Source organism: Flavobacterium notoginsengisoli (assembly GCF_042686225.1).
In the GTDB taxonomy this organism is placed as follows: Bacteria; Bacteroidota; Bacteroidia; order Flavobacteriales; family Flavobacteriaceae; genus Flavobacterium; species Flavobacterium notoginsengisoli.
This window is the reverse complement of sequence record NZ_JBHUOT010000013.1, coordinates 1-20,509: the sequence shown is the minus strand read 5'-3', so window position 1 is coordinate 20,509 and position 20,509 is coordinate 1. Positions and strand designations below refer to the sequence as shown.

The 20,509-nt window shown below is 31.9% G+C and carries 17 protein-coding genes; 3 read left to right on the top strand and 14 right to left on the bottom strand.

All coding sequences use genetic code 11. The annotated features are described in order from the left end of the window. Positions 1-210: 210 nt before the first annotated feature. Positions 211-1,329: a 3-isopropylmalate dehydrogenase gene (leuB, locus tag ACFS3A_RS23095; protein WP_379827930.1), complete on the bottom strand. Its 1,119-nt coding sequence runs from the start codon at positions 1,327-1,329 to the stop codon at positions 211-213. A 56-nt stretch (positions 1,330-1,385) separates the two neighbouring features. Next, on the bottom strand, positions 1,386-2,561 hold the full coding sequence (locus ACFS3A_RS23090; RefSeq protein ID WP_179004526.1) for a 2-isopropylmalate synthase: 1,176 nt from the start codon (positions 2,559-2,561) through the stop codon (positions 1,386-1,388). A gap of 155 nt (positions 2,562-2,716) precedes the next feature. On the opposite strand from ACFS3A_RS23090, the gene ACFS3A_RS23085 reads away from it, so the two are divergent. Next, positions 2,717-4,261 carry a hypothetical protein gene (locus tag ACFS3A_RS23085; RefSeq protein WP_379827929.1) on the top strand — a complete coding sequence of 515 codons (1,545 nt, stop codon included), beginning with the start codon at positions 2,717-2,719 and terminating at the stop codon, positions 4,259-4,261. A gap of 244 nt (positions 4,262-4,505) precedes the next feature. Here the strand turns inward: ACFS3A_RS23085 and ACFS3A_RS23080 are convergent, their stop codons facing one another. Both ACFS3A_RS23080 and ACFS3A_RS23075 read right to left on the bottom strand, forming a co-directional pair. After that, entirely contained in the window at positions 4,506-5,363 is an 858-nt protein-coding gene (locus ACFS3A_RS23080; protein ID WP_379827928.1) for a penicillin-binding transpeptidase domain-containing protein, read from the bottom strand. A 28-nt stretch (positions 5,364-5,391) separates the two neighbouring features. Then, on the bottom strand, positions 5,392-7,047 hold the full coding sequence (locus ACFS3A_RS23075; protein WP_379827927.1) for a M1 family metallopeptidase: 1,656 nt from the start codon (positions 7,045-7,047) through the stop codon (positions 5,392-5,394). A 205-nt stretch (positions 7,048-7,252) separates the two neighbouring features. Here ACFS3A_RS23075 and ACFS3A_RS23070 point away from each other — a divergent pair, with 205 nt between their 5' ends. Continuing rightward, on the top strand, positions 7,253-7,915 hold the full coding sequence (locus ACFS3A_RS23070; RefSeq protein ID WP_379827926.1) for a carbohydrate-binding family 9-like protein: 663 nt from the start codon (positions 7,253-7,255) through the stop codon (positions 7,913-7,915). 74 nt (positions 7,916-7,989) lie between these two features. On the opposite strand, the gene hisIE is transcribed toward ACFS3A_RS23070, so the two are convergent. The 10 genes from hisIE to ACFS3A_RS23020 all read right to left on the bottom strand — a co-directional run bounded on the left by hisIE (position 7,990) and on the right by ACFS3A_RS23020 (position 17,992). Beyond that, the gene (gene hisIE / locus ACFS3A_RS23065) at positions 7,990-8,586 is read right to left on the bottom strand and encodes a bifunctional phosphoribosyl-AMP cyclohydrolase/phosphoribosyl-ATP diphosphatase HisIE (RefSeq protein ID WP_379827925.1); all 597 of its coding nucleotides are present in this window, start codon (positions 8,584-8,586) and stop codon (positions 7,990-7,992) included. 82 nt (positions 8,587-8,668) lie between these two features. Next, the gene (gene hisF, locus ACFS3A_RS23060) at positions 8,669-9,424 is read right to left on the bottom strand and encodes an imidazole glycerol phosphate synthase subunit HisF (protein WP_379827924.1); all 756 of its coding nucleotides are present in this window, start codon (positions 9,422-9,424) and stop codon (positions 8,669-8,671) included. 69 nt (positions 9,425-9,493) lie between these two features. After that, a complete protein-coding gene (gene hisA, locus ACFS3A_RS23055) occupies positions 9,494-10,219 on the bottom strand; it encodes a 1-(5-phosphoribosyl)-5-[(5-phosphoribosylamino)methylideneamino]imidazole-4-carboxamide isomerase (protein WP_379827923.1) in 726 nt (241 codons plus the stop codon). Between the two features lie 88 nt (positions 10,220-10,307). Next, positions 10,308-10,889 (bottom strand): imidazole glycerol phosphate synthase subunit HisH, encoded by a 582-nt coding sequence (gene hisH, locus ACFS3A_RS23050; protein ID WP_379827922.1) that lies wholly within the window; start codon positions 10,887-10,889, stop codon positions 10,308-10,310. Between the two features lie 67 nt (positions 10,890-10,956). Beyond that, positions 10,957-12,093 (bottom strand): bifunctional histidinol-phosphatase/imidazoleglycerol-phosphate dehydratase HisB, encoded by a 1,137-nt coding sequence (gene hisB, locus ACFS3A_RS23045; RefSeq protein WP_379827921.1) that lies wholly within the window; start codon positions 12,091-12,093, stop codon positions 10,957-10,959. Between the two features lie 107 nt (positions 12,094-12,200). Then, on the bottom strand, positions 12,201-13,247 hold the full coding sequence (gene hisC, locus ACFS3A_RS23040) for a histidinol-phosphate transaminase (RefSeq protein ID WP_379827920.1): 1,047 nt from the start codon (positions 13,245-13,247) through the stop codon (positions 12,201-12,203). 82 nt (positions 13,248-13,329) lie between these two features. Next, positions 13,330-14,613, bottom strand: coding sequence for a histidinol dehydrogenase (hisD, locus tag ACFS3A_RS23035; RefSeq protein ID WP_379827919.1), 1,284 nt, complete (start codon positions 14,611-14,613; stop codon positions 13,330-13,332). 142 nt (positions 14,614-14,755) lie between these two features. Further along, positions 14,756-15,613, bottom strand: coding sequence for an ATP phosphoribosyltransferase (hisG, locus tag ACFS3A_RS23030; RefSeq protein WP_379827918.1), 858 nt, complete (start codon positions 15,611-15,613; stop codon positions 14,756-14,758). Between the two features lie 310 nt (positions 15,614-15,923). Further along, positions 15,924-17,324: a sensor histidine kinase gene (locus tag ACFS3A_RS23025; protein ID WP_379827917.1), complete on the bottom strand. Its 1,401-nt coding sequence runs from the start codon at positions 17,322-17,324 to the stop codon at positions 15,924-15,926. Between the two features lie 5 nt (positions 17,325-17,329). After that, positions 17,330-17,992 carry a response regulator transcription factor gene (locus ACFS3A_RS23020; RefSeq protein WP_379827916.1) on the bottom strand — a complete coding sequence of 221 codons (663 nt, stop codon included), beginning with the start codon at positions 17,990-17,992 and terminating at the stop codon, positions 17,330-17,332. Between the two features lie 199 nt (positions 17,993-18,191). On the opposite strand from ACFS3A_RS23020, the gene ACFS3A_RS23015 reads away from it, so the two are divergent. Further along, a complete protein-coding gene (locus ACFS3A_RS23015) occupies positions 18,192-20,333 on the top strand; it encodes an LTA synthase family protein (protein WP_379827915.1) in 2,142 nt (713 codons plus the stop codon). Positions 20,334-20,509 lie beyond the last annotated feature (176 nt).

Here is a 20,509-nt window from a genome sequence, read left to right as displayed (position 1 = left end):
TTATAATATAGTTTTTCAATTATATTTATAACATTCCCGATGCAGATGTGTGAATCACATTGACAACAACGACAGAAATAATAATAATTGAGATTTGCATCCTTTAATTTTTTAGTGTTACAAAAGTAAACAAACTTATGGAACTAAAAAAATAAAATCTCAACATTTCAAATACTTCTTGTGATTATCTTCACTTTTTAACAGAAAATATTAAACAATTGTAGATTGCCCAATACTTACATTGTCATTATTAAAATACAGCAAATCATCTTTACTGAAAATAAAATTAGAAACGAACTCTCCTACTTCGTTTGTTCCAAATTTTGAATCTGGTTTCAAATCAACAGTAACTACCTTGTATTCAATTGCTTTTTCTACCGCCTTAAAGACTACATGAGCTTCTTTAGTTAATCCAAAATGCTCTAACAAAAGTGCTGCTGCTAAAATTGAAGCAATCGGATTGGCTATGTTCTTTCCTTTTGCCTGTGGATATGATCCATGAATTGGCTCAAACAAAGCATTTTTTTCTCCTAAAGATACTGATGGCAGTAAACCAATAGATCCTGTAATTACACTAGCTTCATCAGATAAAATATCTCCGAACAGGTTTTCAGTCAAAATCACATCAAACTGTTTCGGATTCAGAATTAACTGCATTGCTGCATTGTCAACAAATAGGAAATCAAGTTTAACATCCGAGTACTCTTCGCTCACTTTCTGAACTACTTTTCTCCATAATCTTGAAGTTTCCAAAACATTTGCTTTATCAACCATTGTTAGCTTCTTACGACGTTTTTGTGCCGATTTAAATGCTAAATGCGTAATTCTAGTAATTTCTTCTTCTGAATATTCACATAAATCTGAGGCGCATGTTCCTTCTTCATTCAGTGTCTTTTCACCAAAGTAAGCACCACCTGTTAATTCTCTGAAAATTGTAAAATCAGCTCCTTCTATAATTTCTCTTTTTAAAGGAGAAGCTTCGATTAAAGCCTTGTAAGGTTTAATTGGACGAATATTAGCAAATAAACCTAATTCTTTACGAAGCTTTAACAATCCCTGCTCCGGACGAACCTTTGCATTTGGATTGTTATCATATTTTGGGTCACCAATGGCACCAAGCAAAACTGCATCTGTATTTAAACACAGATTTAGTGTCTGTTCCGGCAATGGATTTCCTGTTTTATCAATCGCAACTGCTCCCATGAGCGCATCTTCAAAAACAAATTCATGATTGTAAACTTCAGCAATAGCATATAAAGCTTTCTTTGCTTGTAAAATAACCTCAGGTCCAATTCCGTCTCCCGGCAAAACTGCAATTTTCAAATTCATAACGTCTCGTTCTTTATGTATTTAAATCCTAATATTGTTCCTAATCCTTGTTTTAATTAGCTTCTAATTAATTCTCCTTCAATTTTAGAAGCTTCGATAATTTGATGAATATCTGCGTCTACTACTTCTTTTTTTATATCTGCGAATTTTAAAAACTCAATATATACAATGTCTAATTGTGTTTTTGTAAGCTCGTAACCTACTTTTTTAGCTCTATAAGCCAAAGCAGCTCTTCCGCTTCTTGCAGTTAAAATAATTGAGGATTCGTTTACACCAACTTCAAGCGGATCCATGATTTCGTAAGTTGCTCTGTTTTTGATTACACCATCCTGGTGAATTCCAGAACTGTGCGCAAAAGCATTAGCTCCTACGATTGCTTTGTTTGGCTGTACAATCATTCCCATACTTTCAGAAACTAAACGGCTCATTTCGTTTAATTCTCTCGTATTGATGTTTGTGTCTAAATTTAAATAAGGGTGTTGTTTGAAAATCATTACCACTTCTTCAAGTGCTGTGTTTCCAGCTCTTTCACCAATACCATTAATAGTACATTCAATTTGTCTCGCTCCATTGATAGCTCCTGCTATAGAATTTGCAGTTGCCATTCCTAAATCATTATGACAGTGACATGAAAGGATTACGTTTTCGATTCCTTTTACGTTTTCTTTTAAGTATTTAATTTTTGCACCATACTCTTCCGGAAGGCAATATCCTGTAGTATCAGGAATATTCAATACTGTAGCTCCGGATTTAATAACCTCTTCACAAACTTTTGCTAAGAACGCATTATCTGTTCTACCAGCATCTTCTGCGTAGAATTCTACATCTTCTACATAAGATTTTGCGTGAGATACAGCATATTTTGCTCTGGCAATAATATCTTCAGGCGTAGTTTGTAATTTGTGGAGTATATGAGATTCTGAAGTTCCGATTCCAGTATGGATTCTAGGTTTCTTAGCATGCTTTAAAGCAGCTGCAGCAACATCAATGTCGTTTTTTACGGCTCTTGTTAATCCGCAGACGGTTGCATTTTCTACAATTTTACAAATCTCAGAGACCGATAAAAAATCGCCCGGACTTGACACAGGAAAACCTGCTTCGATAATGTCAACTCCCATTTTGTCTAGTCGTTCTGCGATAACTAATTTTTGCTTAGTATCTAACTTACATCCTGGAACTTGTTCACCATCTCGCAAAGTGGTGTCAAAAATTTGAACTTTCTCTCTATTCATATTCATTAATTTAATGTAATTTCACATCTTGATAACAAATATATATTGTACTATCGCAGTACGAAATTCATTTTAATGAAATTATACTGTTCATAAAACGATTTATACCTTATTAAATTCTTTATTATCAATAAGTTACATTATTATTTTTTACAATGGCTAACCATCAAAAAGATTTCTTATTTGTTTTAATCAAATCACTTTCGAAATCAGAAAAAAGGCAGTTTAAAATTTTTGCAAGCCGATTAGAGACGAGTTCAAATACAAAATTTATCGAATTATTCAACATTTTGGATAAATCTGAAGTGTATGATGAAAAACTCATTCTCAAGAGTGGTGTAATTCAAAAGGTACAGCTATCTAACTTAAAATCATACTTATACAAACAAATTTTAGTTAGTATCCGATTGAATATTCCGAGCCAGAATATTCGTTATCAGCTTCGTGAACAAATGGATTTTGCTGTTATTCTTTATAATAAAGGATTATACAAACAGAGTTTAAAAATTTTAGACAAAACCAAACAACAGGCGCTTGAAAATGATGAAAAATATATGGCGTATGAAATTGTTGAGTTTGAAAAACTGATCGAATCGCAATATATTACCCGAAGTATTCAAGGCCGTGCTGACGAATTGGTTGTTCAAGCTAAAGAATTAAACTACCGAAATACCATTTCAAGTAAATTATCGAATTTATCGCTTCAATTATACGGAATAATGCTAAAAACCGGCTACGTAAAAAGTGATGAAGAATATAAATATATAGACGATTATTTCAATAGACATATTGCAAAACTAGATGAAAGTAAATTTGGCTTTCGCGAAAAATACTGGTTTTACAATGCTAATCTTTGGCGAAGCTTTTTGGTTCAAGACTTTTTGGCCAGTTATAAATATGCTTATAAATGGGTACAATTATTCTATGATAATCCGAACATGATTTATTTGAATCCTGTATTCTTTTTAAAAGGAAATCATTATTTCTTAGAATCCCTTTATATGCTAAAATATAAATCTAATTTCAAGAAATACCTTAATCTTCTGGAAGAAACCATTGCAGATCCTAAATTTCCAACAAATGACAATCTTGCATCACTATCTTTCCTATATGTCTACAACAACAAATTAAATCTGCATATTTTAGCAGGTACTTTCGCAGAAAGCGAATATTTAATTCCTGAGATTTTAAGTAAGCTTAAGATTCATAGTGAACATCTTGATGAGCATCACGAAATGGTGTTCTTCTATAAAATTGCTTCTATTTATTTTGGTATCGAAAAATACAACGAATGCATCAATTATTTAGATAAAATTATTAATAACAAGAACTTAACAATGCGTGAAGATTTAATGTGTTTTGCGAGATTGTTATCTTTAATTGCACATTATGAACTTGGAAAAGATTATTACTTAGAGAATCATCTGAAAAGCACCTACAAATTCTTACTGAAAATGAATGATTTACATGAAGTCCAGAAAGAAATCATCAAATTCCTTAGAAATTTAAACAACTTTTATCCTGCCGACATTAAGAAAGAATTCAAAAAAATGCACGCTCGTTTTGTTGAGCTTGAAAAGAATACTTACGAAAAAAGAGCTTTCTTATATTTAGATATCATTTCGTGGCTGGAAAGCAAAATCGAAAACAGAAAAATTGCCGATATTATAAAGGAAAAAGCGAAGTTGAACAATCGATAGGTTTAAATTCCAATTTTTTAAAATTCCAATAAAAAAGGTTTTAAAAACTATTGTTTTTAAAACCTTTTTTTTATTTCGACTGAAAGGAGAAATCAAACTAACATTTCTGCAAAGATAATCGCCAATCTTTGTAGAGTTTCGAGTGTGATTTCTCCTTTCAGTCGAAATGACAAACTATGTAAAAAAAAAATAAACCTGACAAGTTTTAAAACCTGTTGGGTTTAATATCTTAAAAAACAATTTCTTAAAAACTCTTAATTTTCAATTCCTTAAACACTTTTTTGGTAATATCCTTTCGACAACTTCCGAAATCAGCTCGATTACTGTTTCGATTTTGTAAAAGTCTGGTAGCAAAAAAATAAGTTCCATTTTCTTTTACAATATAACCTACCCACCAGCCGATATTGAAACCTTTTTCGCGAGTCCATCCGGTTTTTGAATAAATTTTATAATCAGAACCTGTTTCACTTAGGATTACATTTTTTGCAATCTGCATATTTCTCTTTGAAAAAGGTAACTCTTCTTCATATAACTTTTTTACAAATTCAATCTGATTAACAGGCGAAATGGCAAAATCACCAAAGTTCCAAAAGTCGCTATCTTTTTGAGAAAGATTGACATTTCCGTATCGACATAACTTTAGGTACTTTTCGTAATTTTTTCTCCCAATTTTCTTCGCCAATTCTATAAATACCCAGCCAGCGGAAACTTCAAAAGCTTCTTTTACTGTCATATCATGATAAATTTCAGGCCTGTAACCGTATTTTACAGTATCTGTTGTTCCTACCCATTTTACGACATCATTTTCACTGCTGATTGTTTTTGTTTCAAGCGCAATGAGAAGATTCGCAATTTTAAAAGTAGAAGCTGGCAATGTCTGAACATTCGTATCAACGGTATCAGACAAAATCCATTTATGCTTTACATTATCATAAATAACAATTGAACCTGTAACTCCACAAGAGTCAAAATATTTTTTAAAATCCTGACGAACAACAATTGAATCTTTTTTCTCTAATAAAACATTACTTTTCTCTTTTCTTTTAAATATACAAGAAATTAAAATTATGCTTATTAGTACTAAAAATAATTTACGAATCATTCGTCAGAACTTTTTAAAGAATTAAAATCTATTCTATGATATTAGAAGTTGTTACATAGAAGTTTTTATCTACTTCCAATTTTCTGTCTTCATTATCTGTTTTGACAGACTGCCATTCTGTAGTTGGTTTCAGTACAGTTTCAACTCCGTTAATTTTAACTTTTACAGGCATATCAAACTTAGAAACGCAGTTTGTCCAGTGGTAACCTAAAGTTCCGTTTTTAAACATATATTCAAAAACAGGAATTTTGGTTGTTGTCAAATATTGTGCATAAACTCTGTTGAAGTTAACTCCTGATTGTTCATTGATATAATCCTGAATCTGTTTTGAAGTAACGGTTTGATGGTAAAAAGTTTTATTTAAACCTCTTAAGATCGATTTCCATTTTGCATCATCATTAATAATCTGACGAATCGTATGAAGCATGTTTGCTCCTTTTGGATACATATCTCCAGATCCTTCATTATTTACGTCATAATGACCAATAATGGGTTTATCATTTTCGATATTTTGTCTGCATCCAATAACATATTCAGCTCCAGCTTCTTTTCCATAATAATATTCCAGAAAAAGACTTTCAGAATAATTAGTGAAACTTTCATGAATCCACATATCAGCAATATCTTTATACGTGATATTGTTAGCGAACCATTCGTGACCAGACTCATGAATAATTATAAAATCAAATTTCAATCCCCAACCGGTTCCGCTTAAATCTTTTCCTAAATAACCTTGTTTATACTGATTTCCATAAGTTACAGAACTTTGGTGTTCCATTCCTAAATACGGCACTTCAACCAATTTATAGCTGTCTTCATAAAACGGATATGGTCCAAACCAATTTTCAAAAGCTTTCAGCATCTTTGGAGCATCTTTAAAATGTTCTTTAGCTAAAGCTAAATTATCTCTCAACACATAATAATTACAATCCAAATTGCCTTTTTCTCCCTTAAATACTTCAGAGAAATTCACATAATCTCCAATGTTGATATTTACGCCGTAATTATTAATTGGGTTTGAAACATACCAATTGAAGGTTTTAGTTCCGTCTTTTTCCTTTTTGACACTTTGCAATCTTCCATTTGAAACTTCTGTCAAATCTCCGGGAACATTCACACTGATTAACATATTTTCAACTTCATCATACATATGATCTTTACAAGGCCACCAAACACTCGCGCCTAAACCCTGACAAGATGTTGCTATAAAATCTTTTCCATTTTTATCTTTTTTCCAAGAAAATCCCCCATCCCATGGTGCTTTTACAGCTTCTTTTGGTTTTCCACTATATGAAATTATAATTTCTTTAGTGTCGCCCACTTTCTGTTTTTCATTCAAAGTAATGAAGAAAGCATTACCGTCTCTTTCAAACTTTAGCTCTTTTCCGTTTTGAGTTACTTTTGTAATGTTCATTGGTTGTTGCAAATCAATTTGCATTCTGTTATTTTCTGTTAAAACAGTATAACGAACTGTATTAGAACCGGAAATTGATTTTTCAGAAGGATTTACTTTTACATTCAAATGATAATATTTTAAATCCCACCAAGCTCTTTCTTTTGTAATGCTTCCGCGCAAAGTGTCCTGATGTGTAAAAACCGTTTCTGACTTATTCAAAAGTCCCTGAGCATTGGCATTGAAACCAATCAAAAAGGCGAAAACTACGCCACCGAAGTATTTTTTCATTATTTATAAATTTGAAATAATAAGGCAATTAAACCAGCTTAATCTTCAACAAATGTAAACATTCGAATCAAGTTTTTTAGAAAATTATACTTTCAATAGTAACTAACAACGTTCAAATTCATTATTCTTCTTTATTTTAGTGCTTTTAAAAATTTTAGATTTCATAAGTATGAGATTAAAGACACTAATTTTCTTTTTAATAATAATGTTTTCAATAGTTGCCAATTCACAAAAAATTGCCATATATAAAACCAATAATCAAATTAGAATTGATGGAAATTTATCGGACTGGGACAAGCCTTTTTTAGGGCCTTTTGTCATTCACAATTCTGGAGAAAAGGCTTTGCAAAATACTTATGTTTCTTTTTTATGGAATGATGAAAACCTGTATATCGCATACAATTGCACCGATTCGAATATTATTGGAAAACCACAAACCAAAGATGCACAAATCTTTTATACAGATGATTTAGTGGAAATTTTTATAGATCCAGATGGAGACGGGCAAAATTATGTCGAGATTGGAGTAAATGCTTTTTCAACCAATTATGATCTACTTTTAAAATGCATTTCGCCTGAATGCGGAGGATGGAAAACTGAAACTAACTTTAATATTAAAGGAATGGAAACCGTCAGTAATATCAATTCAGAGGGTTATACTGTGGAAATTAAAATCCCCTTCGCAAATCTTGAAAAGATTAGAAATGCGAACTTTACAAAACCTAAAATTGGCACAAAATGGAAAGCAAATGCCTTTAGAATTGATTATGGAAAAACGATTGAATATCAAGCTTTACAACCTTATAAGAGTTTAAAATTTGGTTTTCATCAGCCAGAAGAGTTTGCTCTTTTTGAGTTTGTCGAATAAAATTGTTTCAAGTTTCAAGTTTCAGGTTCTGCTTAGCAACGTGAAACTTGAAACTTGAAACCTGAAACAAAACATTACTTTTGACGTTTCTTCAAAACTTCAATAACATCATTCAATTGATATCCTTTTGCCTGTAATAAAATCAAGTAATGAAACAGTAAATCGGCGCTTTCGCTAAGGAACAAATCATCATTATCATCTTTTGCTTCAATAACAACTTCTACAGCTTCTTCTCCTACTTTCTGAGCTATTTTATTGATTCCTTTTTCGAATAAAGAAGCTACATAACTCTTTTCTGAATCAGCATTCTCTCTTCTTGTTTTAATTGTATTTTCTAAATGAGAAATAAAACCATAATTTGCCTCATTTGGTTCCTGCCAGCAAGTATCTGCTCCTGTGTGACATGTTGGTCCAACAGGTTTTGCCTGAATCAAAAGTGTGTCGCCGTCGCAGTCATTTTTGATACTTACTAAATTTAAAAAGTTACCACTTTCCTCGCCTTTTGTCCAAAGTCTTTGTTTTGAACGACTGAAGAAAGTTACTTTTTGCGTTTCTATTGTTTTTTGAAGCGATTCTTCGTTCATATAACCCAACATCAAAACATTTTTTGTTTCTGAATCCTGAATTATTGCTGGAATTAAGCCATGTGCGCTTTTAATATCGATTTCCATAGTTGATTTTAGATTTTAGAGTTCAGATTTTAGATTAATTTCTAAACTTAGATTCTTGGAATTTAAAAATTGGAATTTCTTCTCAAATTCTAACTTCTATATTGTTATTTTTTAATTCTTGTTTCAAAGCTTTGATTTCGATTTCTTTGAAGTGAAAAACACTTGCTGCTAAAGCTGCGTCTGCTTTTCCTTCTTTAAACGAATCTACGAAATGCTGCATATTTCCAGCTCCTCCGGAAGCGATAATCGGAATATTTACCAATTCTGAAAGTTTAGCCAAAGCTTCGTTTGCAAAACCATTTTTGGTTCCGTCGTTATCCATTGATGTAAATAAGATTTCCCCCGCACCACGTTCTGCTACTTCAACAGCCCAATCGAATAAATTCAGTTCTGTTGGCACTTTTCCTCCAACTAAATGCACAATCCATTGTCCGTCAATTTGTTTAGCATCAATAGCAACAACAACGCATTGACTTCCGAATTTCTGTGCTAAATCGTTTATCAACTGCGGATTTTTTACTGCCGATGAATTAATAGAAACTTTATCAGCTCCGTTATTCAGCAGAATATCGACGTCTTCAACAGATGAAATTCCACCTCCAACCGTAAACGGAATATTGATTTTCTCTGCAACGCTTCGCACCATATTTACCAATGTTTTGCGTCGTTCTTCAGTTGCTGAAATATCCAGAAAAACCAATTCATCTGCGCCTTCAGCTGAGTAAATCTCGGCCAGTTCTACCGGATCTCCGGCATCACGCAAGTCAACGAAATTAACGCCTTTTACAGTTCTTCCGTTTTTTATATCTAAGCAAGGTATAATTCTTTTTGCTAACATGTTTAATGTTTATTGTTGGTTGTTTATTATTTTTGGTTCGTATCGTAACTATAAACCAGAAACAATAAATTATAAGCCAATTATATAGTTCTCTAATTGTTTTAAGCTGATTCTTCCTTCGTAAATCGCTTTTCCGATTATCGTTCCTTCACAACCTAATTCAGCTAATTTTGGCAATTCATCAAAAGTTGAAATTCCTCCTGAAGCGATTAATTTTACTCCCTTAGCTTCTGCTAAAATTTTACTGTATAAATCAAAACTTGGGCCTTGAAGCATTCCGTCTTTAGCGATATCGGTACATATAACGTACTGAATTCCTTTTGACTGATAGTCTTGAATAAACGGCACTAAATCTTCGTTTGATTCTTCTAACCAACCAGAAACCGCAATTTTTTCATCTTTAGCATCAGCGCCTAAAATGATTTTTTCTGTACCGTATTCTGAAATCCATTTTTCGAAGATTTCTCTGTTTTTTACTGCAATACTTCCGCCAGTAATTTGGTTTGCACCACTTTCAAAAGCAATTCTCAAATCATCATCTGATTTTAATCCACCTCCAAAATCAATTTTTAAACTGGTTTGTGTGGCAATTTGCTCTAAGATTTTATAATTAACGATTTTACTTGATTTCGCACCATCTAAATCTACTAAATGAAGATATTCAATTCCATGAGCTTCAAATGATTTTGCCACTTCAAGCGGATTTTCATTGTAAATTATTTTGGTATCATAATCACCTTTGGACAAACGAACGCATTTTCCTTCAATGATATCTATGGCTGGTATTATTCTCATTTTTTAATATTTTAGATTTTAGAGTTCAGATTTTAGATACTCTAAAAATTGAAATTGATTTTTGATATTTTGATTGATATTGAAATATTTACATTTTTAGAAAATTTCCTAAAATCTTTTCTCCAACACCCCCGCTTTTTTCTGGATGAAATTGAGTTCCGTAAAAATTATCTTTTTGCAGAGCCGATGCATATTCAACATCGTAATTTGTTGTAGCAATAGATTCTTCACAATTTGGCGCATAAAAACTGTGAACCAAATACATAAATTCATTTTCAGAAATATCTTTAAACAAATCGGTTTTTAAACCATAAATCTGATTCCAGCCCATTTGCGGAACTTTTACTTTGTTGGAGAATTTTAAAACATCAATATCAAAAATTCCCAAACCTTCTGTATTTCCTTCTTCGGTTTTATTACACATTAGCTGCATTCCGAGACAGATTCCTAAAACGGGTTGTTTCAATTCCGGAATTAAACTATCCAAACCGCTTTCACGAAGTTTACTCATTGCAGAACTTGCTTCGCCTACACCAGGAAAAATCACTTTATCAGCCGATTCAATTTCTTCACGGTCATTACTCAAAATAGCTTTAAAACCCAATCTTTCAATGGCAAACATAATGCTCTGAATATTTCCTGCTCCGTAATTTATAATTACTATTTTCATTCTTTTTAGTTGTTGGTTGATGGTTATTGGTTGATGGCTAACAACTATCAACCAACAACCATAAACTTTAAAGCATTCCCTTCGTTGAAGGCAGAATCATTTTTTCTGTATCTCTTTTTACAGCTACTTTTATGGCTTTTGCAAAAGCTTTAAAAATGGCTTCGATTTTGTGATGTTCGTTGATTCCTTCTGCTTTGATATTTAAATTGGCTTTTGCTCCATCTGTAAATGATTTAAAGAAATGATAAAACATTTCTGTTGGCATTTTACCTACCATTTCACGTTTAAATTCCGTTTCCCAAATCAACCAGTTTCTTCCTCCGAAGTCAATTGCTGCCTGCGCTAAACAATCATCCATTGGAAGGCAGAATCCGTAGCGCTCGATTCCTAATTTGTTTCCTAACGCTTTCGCGAAAACTTCTCCTAAAGCAATTGCAGTATCTTCGATTGTATGGTGCTCATCGACTTCTAAATCGCCTTTTACAAGGATTTCCAAGTCCATTTGTCCGTGACGTGAGATTTGATCCAACATGTGGTCAAAAAAGGCAATTCCGGTATCGATTTTGCTTTTTCCGGTTCCGTCAAGATTTAAGTTGATATAAATATCTGTTTCGTTAGTTTTACGGGTAATCGATGCTGAACGCACTTCTAATTTTAAAAACTCATAGATTTTCTTCCAATCCATTGTTTGCAAAACGATTGTTTCGTTCAATTCTTCACGTTTTGCCGAAATTTCGTTACTTCCTGCTCCGTCAGTATCATTCATAAAAATGGCTTTTGCACCAAGGTTTTTAGCCAATTCTACATCAGTTAAACGATCTCCTAAAACAAAAGAATTAGCTAAATCATAATCTGAATTGTTTAAATATTTAGTCAACATTCCGGTTCTTGGTTTGCGTGTAGGTGCATTTTCTTCTGGAAAAGTTCTGTCCACAAAGATTTCATCAAAAACAACTCCTTCATTTTCAAAAGCTTTTAAAATGAAATTCTGCGTTGGCCAAAAGGTATTTTCAGGAAAACTATCTGTTCCTAATCCGTCCTGATTGGTTACCATTGCCAGTTCGTAATCTAATTCGTTGGCAATTTTAGCCAGATATTGAAAAGCTTTTGGATAAAACTCCAGTTTATCCAAGCTGTCTAATTGATAATTTTCAGGTTCTAAAACAATCGTTCCGTCACGATCGATAAAAAGTACTTTTTTCATAATTTTATTTTTGAGAATAAAGAAAAAAGAGTAAAGAAAATAGACTTTTCATTCTATCCAAAAAGCTCTTTCATTTTTTCTTTCTTCTTTGCTCTATATTCTTTCTTCTATTTTAACAACTTTAATTCTTTAATAACAACCGCATTTTCTTCTTTTGTGCCAATTGTAAAACGAAGACAATTTTCGCATAAAGGTTGTGTGGTTCTGTTACGAATTACGATTCCTTTTTCAATTAACTGATTGTATCTTTTATTGGCGTCATCGACTTTTGCCAGAATAAAATTGGCTTCTGTCGGATACACTTTTTCTACAAAATCAACTTCAAGCAAAACTTTAAGTAATTCTTCTCTTTGTTCAATGATTGAAGCTATTTCTTGTTTTATCTTTTCTGAATCTTTTAAACGCTCAATTGCTCTTTGCTGCGTTAATTCATTTACGTTATAAGGCGGTTTGATTTTATTTAAAATTGAAATAACAGCTTCAGAAGCATAACAAATTCCCAAACGAATTCCAGCCAAACCATACGCTTTTGATAGCGTTTGTGTTATTACTAAATTCGGGTAAGCATCAATTTCTACCAACCAGCTTTCTTTTTCCGAAAAGTCGATGTAAGCTTCATCTATAACCACCAAACCTTTAAAGTTTTGAAGCAATTTAACCACGCTTTCATCTGAAAATGAATTTCCTGTTGGATTATTTGGAGAGCACAAAAAGATAATCTTTGTATTCTCATCCACTGCTTCTAAAATTTTTTCAACTTGTGGCTGAAAATCTATTGTAAGCAAAATTTCCCTGTTTTCAACTGCATTAATGTTAGCCAAAACGCCATACATACCATAAGTTGGAGGCAGTGAAATAATATTGTCCTTATTAGGTTCGCAGAAAGCCCTGAAAAGCAAATCAAGCACTTCATCGCTTCCGTTTCCTAATAAAATCTGACTTTGTTTTGTTAAATTATTTTTTGCTAAAATCGCTTTAACTGAATTTTGTTGTGGGTCGGGATATCTATTTACGCCATTTTGATATGGATTTTCATTGGCATCCAGAAAAATCATTTCGGCTGTATCAAAATCTTCAAACTCATCTCTCGCAGAAGAATAGGGTTTTAAGGATTTTACGTTTTCACGTGTAATTGTATTTATATCGAATTTCATTGTCTTAATTTTTAGAAAATAGAATATAGAGAATAGACTTCTCATCTGATCTGTTAAATCTCTATATTCTTTTATCTTAATTTTACTCTAAACTCTTCAATCTTAAGGTAACAGCGTTTTTATGCGCCTGTAAACCTTCGGCTTCAGCCATTAATTCTATTGCTTTACCAATATTCTGAATTCCTTTTTCAGATATTTTCTGAAATGTCATCGATTTCATAAAACTATCCAGGTTTACACCGCTGTAATTTTTAGCGTAACCGTTTGTTGGAAGTGTATGATTGGTTCCTGAAGCATAATCTCCCGCACTTTCAGGAGTGTAATTTCCGATAAATACAGAGCCTGCATTTACGATTCCGTTGCAATAGAAATCATCATATTCAGAGCAGATAATAAAGTGTTCTGGCCCATATTCATTGATTAAATCTAAAGCGATTTGATCATTTTCAACATAAATTAATTTTGAGTTTTCGATCGCTTTTTCAGCAATAGCTTTTCTAGGCAATACTTCTAATTGTGATTGAACTTCTTTTTCTACTTCGTCAATCAGTTTTTTTGAAGTTGAAACTAAAATCACCTGACTATCTGTTCCATGTTCTGCCTGAGATAATAAATCCGAAGCTACAAATGCAGGAACTGCAGTATCATCAGCAACAATTAATAACTCTGATGGTCCAGCCGGCATATCGATTGCAACACCAAACTGAGTCGCTAATTGTTTTGCAACAGTCACAAATTGATTACCTGGACCGAAGATTTTATATACTTTAGGAATTGATTGTGTCCCAAATGTCATTCCAGCAATTGCTTGGATTCCTCCAACTTTCAGGATTTTAGTAACGCCGCATAAATTTGCGGCGTATAAAATAGCTGGATTTATTTTTCCTTTTTTATCAGGAGGAGAACACAATACGATTTCTTTACAGCCTGCAATTTCTGCAGGAACTGCGAGCATCAAAACCGTTGAAAACAAAGGAGCTGTTCCGCCTGGAATGTATAATCCTATTTTTTGAATTGGTCTTTTTTCCTGCCAGCAATTTACGCCTTCGATAGTTTCAACTTCAACTCTATCGGTTTTCTGAGCTTTGTGAAATTTATAGATATTGTTTTTAGCTAATTCAATGGCTTCTTTTAATTCACTAGGAATTAAACTAACCGCTTCGGCAATTTCTTCTGAAGTTACTTCATAATTCTCTAATGAGATTCCGTCAAAAATCGAAGTGTATTTCGCAACAGCTTCATCGCCTTTTTTCTGAACTTCCCTGAAAATTTCTTTTACCGTAACTTCAATATCGTCAATGGTTTGAGTTGGTCTTTTTAATATATCTGACCAGGTTTCTGGTTTTGGATTGTTTATCTTATTCATGCTTTTGTGTTTTTACCCTCGCAACTTTTTTACCGCAAAGTGCGCAAGGTTTTTTATTTTCTTTGTCTAAAAAAGTTCGCAAAGCTGTTCTCTAAAATTAAGTATTGAAATTTGGCTTTTTGAAATTGTATCTTTTCCTTTTTTAAAGCACCATTTTCTCAATTGGACAAACTAAAATTCCTTCTGCTCCTACTTCTTTCAATTGATCAATTACATCCCAAAAAGTATCTTTATCGATTACAGAGTGAACACTGCTCCAGCCTTCTTGTGCCAAAGGAAGAACCGTTAAACTTCTTAAAACCGGAAGAATTTTTCCAACTGCATCGATTTTATCATTAGGAACGTTCATCAAAATATATTTAGAATTTCTTGCTCTTAAAACTGCCTGAATTCTGAATTTCAAAGTATCAATGTGTTTTTGGATTTCCGGAGAAACTTTTGGAGAAACAGCTAAAACCGCTTCACTTTTTAAGATAACTTCAACTTCTTTTAAATTGTTTTTAAACAAAGTACTGCCACTTGAAACAATATCTACAATCGCGTCTGCAAGACCAATATTTGGTGCAATTTCTACAGAACCTGAAATTTGGTGAATGTCTACAGTTAAACCGAATTTACTAAAATATTCGTTAACTGTATTCGGATAAGATGTTGCAATTCTTAAACCTGCTAAATCCTGTACAGAACTGTATTCGAATGTTTTAGGAACTGCTACCGAAACCTTACATTTAGAAAAGCCCAGTTTTTGAACTACTTCAATTCCTTTTCCTTTTTCTACTAAAAGATTGTCGCCAACAATAGCTAAATCTACTACTCCGTCAATCAAATATTGTGGAATATCTGAATTTCTTAAATACAAAACTTCAAGAGGGAAATTTGAAGCTTCTGCTTTTAACTGGTCAATTCCGTTGTTGATTGAGATTCCGCAGTCTTTTAAGATTTGAATGCTGTCTTCGTTTAAACGTCCAGATTTTTGAATTGCAATTTTTAAAGTACTCATTTTTTTTAGTTGTTTGTTGGTTTAGAGTTTGAGTACAAAGAGTTAGAATTAAAAAACCCGTTTGATGTACTCAAACGGGTTTTAAAATATGATGATTTACATGCATACCATTAACACATCGCTTGAGAGCAATAATGTAAATGATGATGATGTAATTGAATTGAAATCATGATTTGTTTTGTTTTTTACTTCTTTGATTCGGTTGCAAATATAATAGATAAATTAATTAAAAAGCAATTTTTATTTTAACTTAACGATAGTTTATTGTTAAAAAACATTTCAGACTGCTTTATATGCACTAATATTTAAATTACTTTAATGAATTATCAAATTCATCAAAAAACAATGAAACTTTGGTTCCTTTTCCAATTTCACTTTCAATTTTAAATTTAATTTCAAGTAAATCGGTCATTCGCTTTACAATGAACAAACCAAGTCCTGTTCCTTTTATTTCAGAATGATTTAAGGAATCTGATCTGAAAAACGGATTCAAAATAGATTCCAAATCCTCCTTTGCAATCCCAATTCCCTGATCTAAAACGACACAATTAATTTTATTGTCCTCTCTCGACAATGAAATCTTAACTTCTGTATTGTCTTTTGAATATTTTATTGCATTCGATATAATATTTCGAAGAATAGTAACGATCAAATAATTATCAGAATAAACATTAAATTCTTCTTTGGCATCTAAAATAACATTAAGCTTTTTAGTTCTTATTTTCTCTGAATTTAAAGTCAGTACATCTAAAACAATTGCATTTAAATAAACATTTTCCTGACGGATATTCTGTTTTTGATTCTCAAAACGAGCCATCATTAATAGTTGATCAACCAAAGAATTTAGGTGATCCACTTCATTAATACAGTAATTTATTTTTTCTTCATACTCCTTGCTATCTCTAGGCTTACGTATCAGCACTTCAAGTGTTCCTTTAATAACCGTTAAAGGTGTTCGTAATTCATGAGAAGCGTCTGAAGTAAATTGTTTCTCACGCTCTATGGCATCTTCAATTCGGTTTAATAAATTATTGATTGTTTTAGAAAGTGTAAACAATTCGTCTCTTGTTTTTGGAAGCGGAATCCTCGTTTTTAAGTTATCTTTTGTGATAATTTTTGAGGTATTTATGATCTCATTTATTGGTTTTATACTTCTTCCGGCAAAAAAACGAGCTAGAAAAAACAGTAACAATAAAATAATTGGAAACGCAATCATTAAAGTATCCAGCAAATTCTCTAAAACTTTTGAAGAATCTGATAATGACATTGCAATAATCAGATAACCAACTTTTTTTGACTTGACATGCAAGGGAACCTGAATCTGACGAATTTTACTTCCTAATAATTTGGTATCAAAAAGCTGAAAATGTTCTTTATTTTCATGAAAAATCAATTTTTCATTCTTTAAATTAGGTGATTTTTCGATAATCTTTTTGTTTAAATCCAAAAACTGGACAAAAACAGGATTCACATCAACCGAATTATGTTCCCGTTCCTCCCATTCTTCAACATCCATAAAGATTACTTTTTTGTTTTCCATCCTGATTTCCTTTAAATGATCCTGAATCTCGATATTTAAGTTTTCATCAATATGGTTGTAAACCGTAAGTTTTACAATAAAATAAATAGCCGAAAAAGCTACCAAAACCAAAAGTCCGGTTGTTAGAATATAATTTAGAGCAATTCTGTTTTTAAAAGATAATGATGTCATTGTTTTTAATCATTGGCAATATATCCAATGCCACGGATGGTTTTAATATAATCTTCTTCAATTTTAAGGTTCAATTTTTTACGAATAGCATTCATAAAAACATCAATTACACCAGTATCATATTCAAAGTTTATCTCCCAAACATCTCTTAAAATCTGATTTCTCGTACAGACTTTCCCTTTATGTTGAATCAAATACGTTAGCAATTCAAATTCTCTTTGTGTAAGTGAAATTTCTTCTTCGTCTTTTAAGACGATGTGTTTCGATAAATCAATAGTAATCGTTCCGAGTGTTAAGATTTCGGTTTGTTTTTTATTTCTGAAATGAACTTTTATACGTTCTACTAATTCCTCAAAACTAAAAGGTTTTTTGATATAGTCATTGGCTCCTGCTTTAAGACCTTCAATAGTTTCCTGAACAGTATCTTTAGCAGTTAAAAAAATGATTGGGGTTATTTGATCTTTAACCCGGATGGCTTTACAGAGATCAAGTCCGTTAATTTTAGGAAGCATCCAATCCAAAAGAATTAAATCAAACTTTTGTTCCTGAAGGAGTTCAAAACCTTTAGAACCGTCATTTGCTGTGGTTACCTGATAACCTTCTTCATGTAAACCTTGTTTTAAGAATTGTACAATTCCTAATTCGTCTTCAACTATTAAAATATGCATTTATCGTAATTTATTAAGATTCGCATTAATTTTCTGTATCAAAGATATAGTATTTAAAAGTCACAACTAAATGCTTAGCTTAAAGATATAAAGAAAACCAATATCTTAAGCAAACTTTAAGTTATTGCTAAGTAAGGTTAAAGTCGAACTTAATCTCACGTTAATGAATCGCAACTAATTTTGTAAAAAAATATTTATAATGACTTTTTACAAAAAACTTTCGCCTTTTTACAATCTTGCCCTATTGTACTTTATTGTGAGTTTCGTATTGAGAATAGTGCTTCTTTTTCACCCTATTACTCAAAGTTCATTTACATTCACAGAAAGTCTGAAGATCTTTAGTTTAGGTTTAATTTCAGATTTTTTTGTATTTGTTTTGGCTTCATCTTTCTTGTGGCTTTACCTTATTTTTGTTTCTAATACCAAATATAATAAGCCATATGGTTACGTAATTCTTGGAAGTTTTATTACCCTTTTAATTTATATAGTATCCGGAAAAAGTATTTTTGACGAATACGGCGGTGCTTTACCTAAAATTATTTTAATCTTCGTTTCTATTAAAACAATTTTATTTTCCTTATTACTTTTCCTTCCTAAACATCGTAACAAAATTAGATTCTGGCTTTTTGCTTTTGTGATCTTTTTATATGTTTTATTGATCCTCCAAAATTCAATTAGTGAATTCTTTTTTTGGAATGAATTTGGAGTAAAATACAATTTCATTGCTGTTAATTATCTAATATACACTAATGAAGTTATAGGAAACATTATGCAGTCTTATCCTGTTGTTCCGATATTTTCTGCATTATTTATTATTACCGGAACTATTACGTACTTCATCATCAAATATTCACGAAATTATATTGATGAAATACCAAACATTTCCGAAAAATTAAAAATAACAGCTATTTACTGTACGTTGTTTGTTTTCTCTTTGTTTGCTGTGCCGGGTCTGGCTAAAACAGAAAACTCAAAAAATATTTTTGTTAACGAATTGCAGTCTAACGGAATATACAAATTCTACCTGGCTTTTCAGAATAATAAACTGGATTATTTTAAATTCTATAAAACTATCCCTGATCAGAAAGCTTTCGCACTTTTGAAACAACAGATACCAGCAATTTCCGGACAAAACACGATACAAAAAGTCACTAATGATTCAGTAGAAAAACGTAAAAACGTTGTTTTAATTACAGTAGAAAGTCTTAGTGCTGATTTTATGAAAGCGTATGGAAACAAACAAAATATAACACCGTTTTTAGACAGCTTAGCGCAAAAAAGCCTTTTATTTACTAATACTTACGCAGCAGGAAACAGAACTGTTCGTGGTCTTGAAGCTGTAACTTTATGTCTACCACCAACTGCGGGAGAAAGTGTTGTAAAAAGAGAAGACAATAAAAACAAATTTTCTACAGGATCTGTTTTTCTAAAAAAAGGCTACAATGTAAAATTCATGTACGGTGGAGATGCTTTCTTTGACAATATGCAGGATTTTTATTCCGGAAACGGATATCAGATTATTGACAAATCGAGCTTTGAACCCAAAGAAATTACTTTCTCAAATGTATGGGGCGTTTGTGACGAAGACATGTATAATAAGGCAATTAAAATCATGAATTCTGAAGCGAAACAAAATAAGCCTTTCTTCAATCATATAATGACGGTTAGCAATCACAGACCCTTTACTTATCCAAATAATAAAATTGATATTCCGGGAAATATTAAATCTCGTGACGGCGGTGTAAAATATACAGATTATGCACTAAAACAGTTTTTTAATAAAGCCCAAAAACAACCTTGGTTTAAAAATACTGTTTTTGTAATTATTGCCGATCACTGCGCTTCGAGTGCCGGAAAAACAGAACTTCCTTTAGATAAATACCGTATTCCGGCCTTAATTTATTCTTCAGATATGAAACCTGAAAAATATACTCAATTAATGTCGCAAATTGATATTATGCCAACCTTATTCGGATTATTGAATTTTGATTATGAAAGTAAGTTTTTTGGACAAGATGTATTGAAATCCAATTATCAGCCAAGAGCTTTAATTGCAACCTATCAGGATTTGGGACTAATTAAAGACAATGTATTAACCATTCTTTCTCCAAAACAACAGATTAAACAATTTCAGTTAAAACTGAATAAAAAAGAAGGTGTTTTGCCAGAATTTCAAATCTATTATGATCAGATTCCTTTAAAAACGGAAAATAAAAATTTAGCAGACGAAACTATTGCTTATTATCAATCAGCATCTTATGTTTTAAAGAAAAAAGAATATCAATTAAATGATTTGAGTTTAACTGCAAAGAATATTAAATTGTACGCAAAGGTTCGTTAAGAACAAATAAAAAAAGCCTCAGGTATTTACACTGGGCTTTTTTATATAGTTTGTCTCGTCCTGAAATAAGTTGACATAAAATTGACTTATTTATGAATAATCCAGAATTTAAAAAAGAGCGACGTAGTCAGCGAGATTACAACTTAGGCTTTAAATTAGCCGTTATTTCGCAGGTA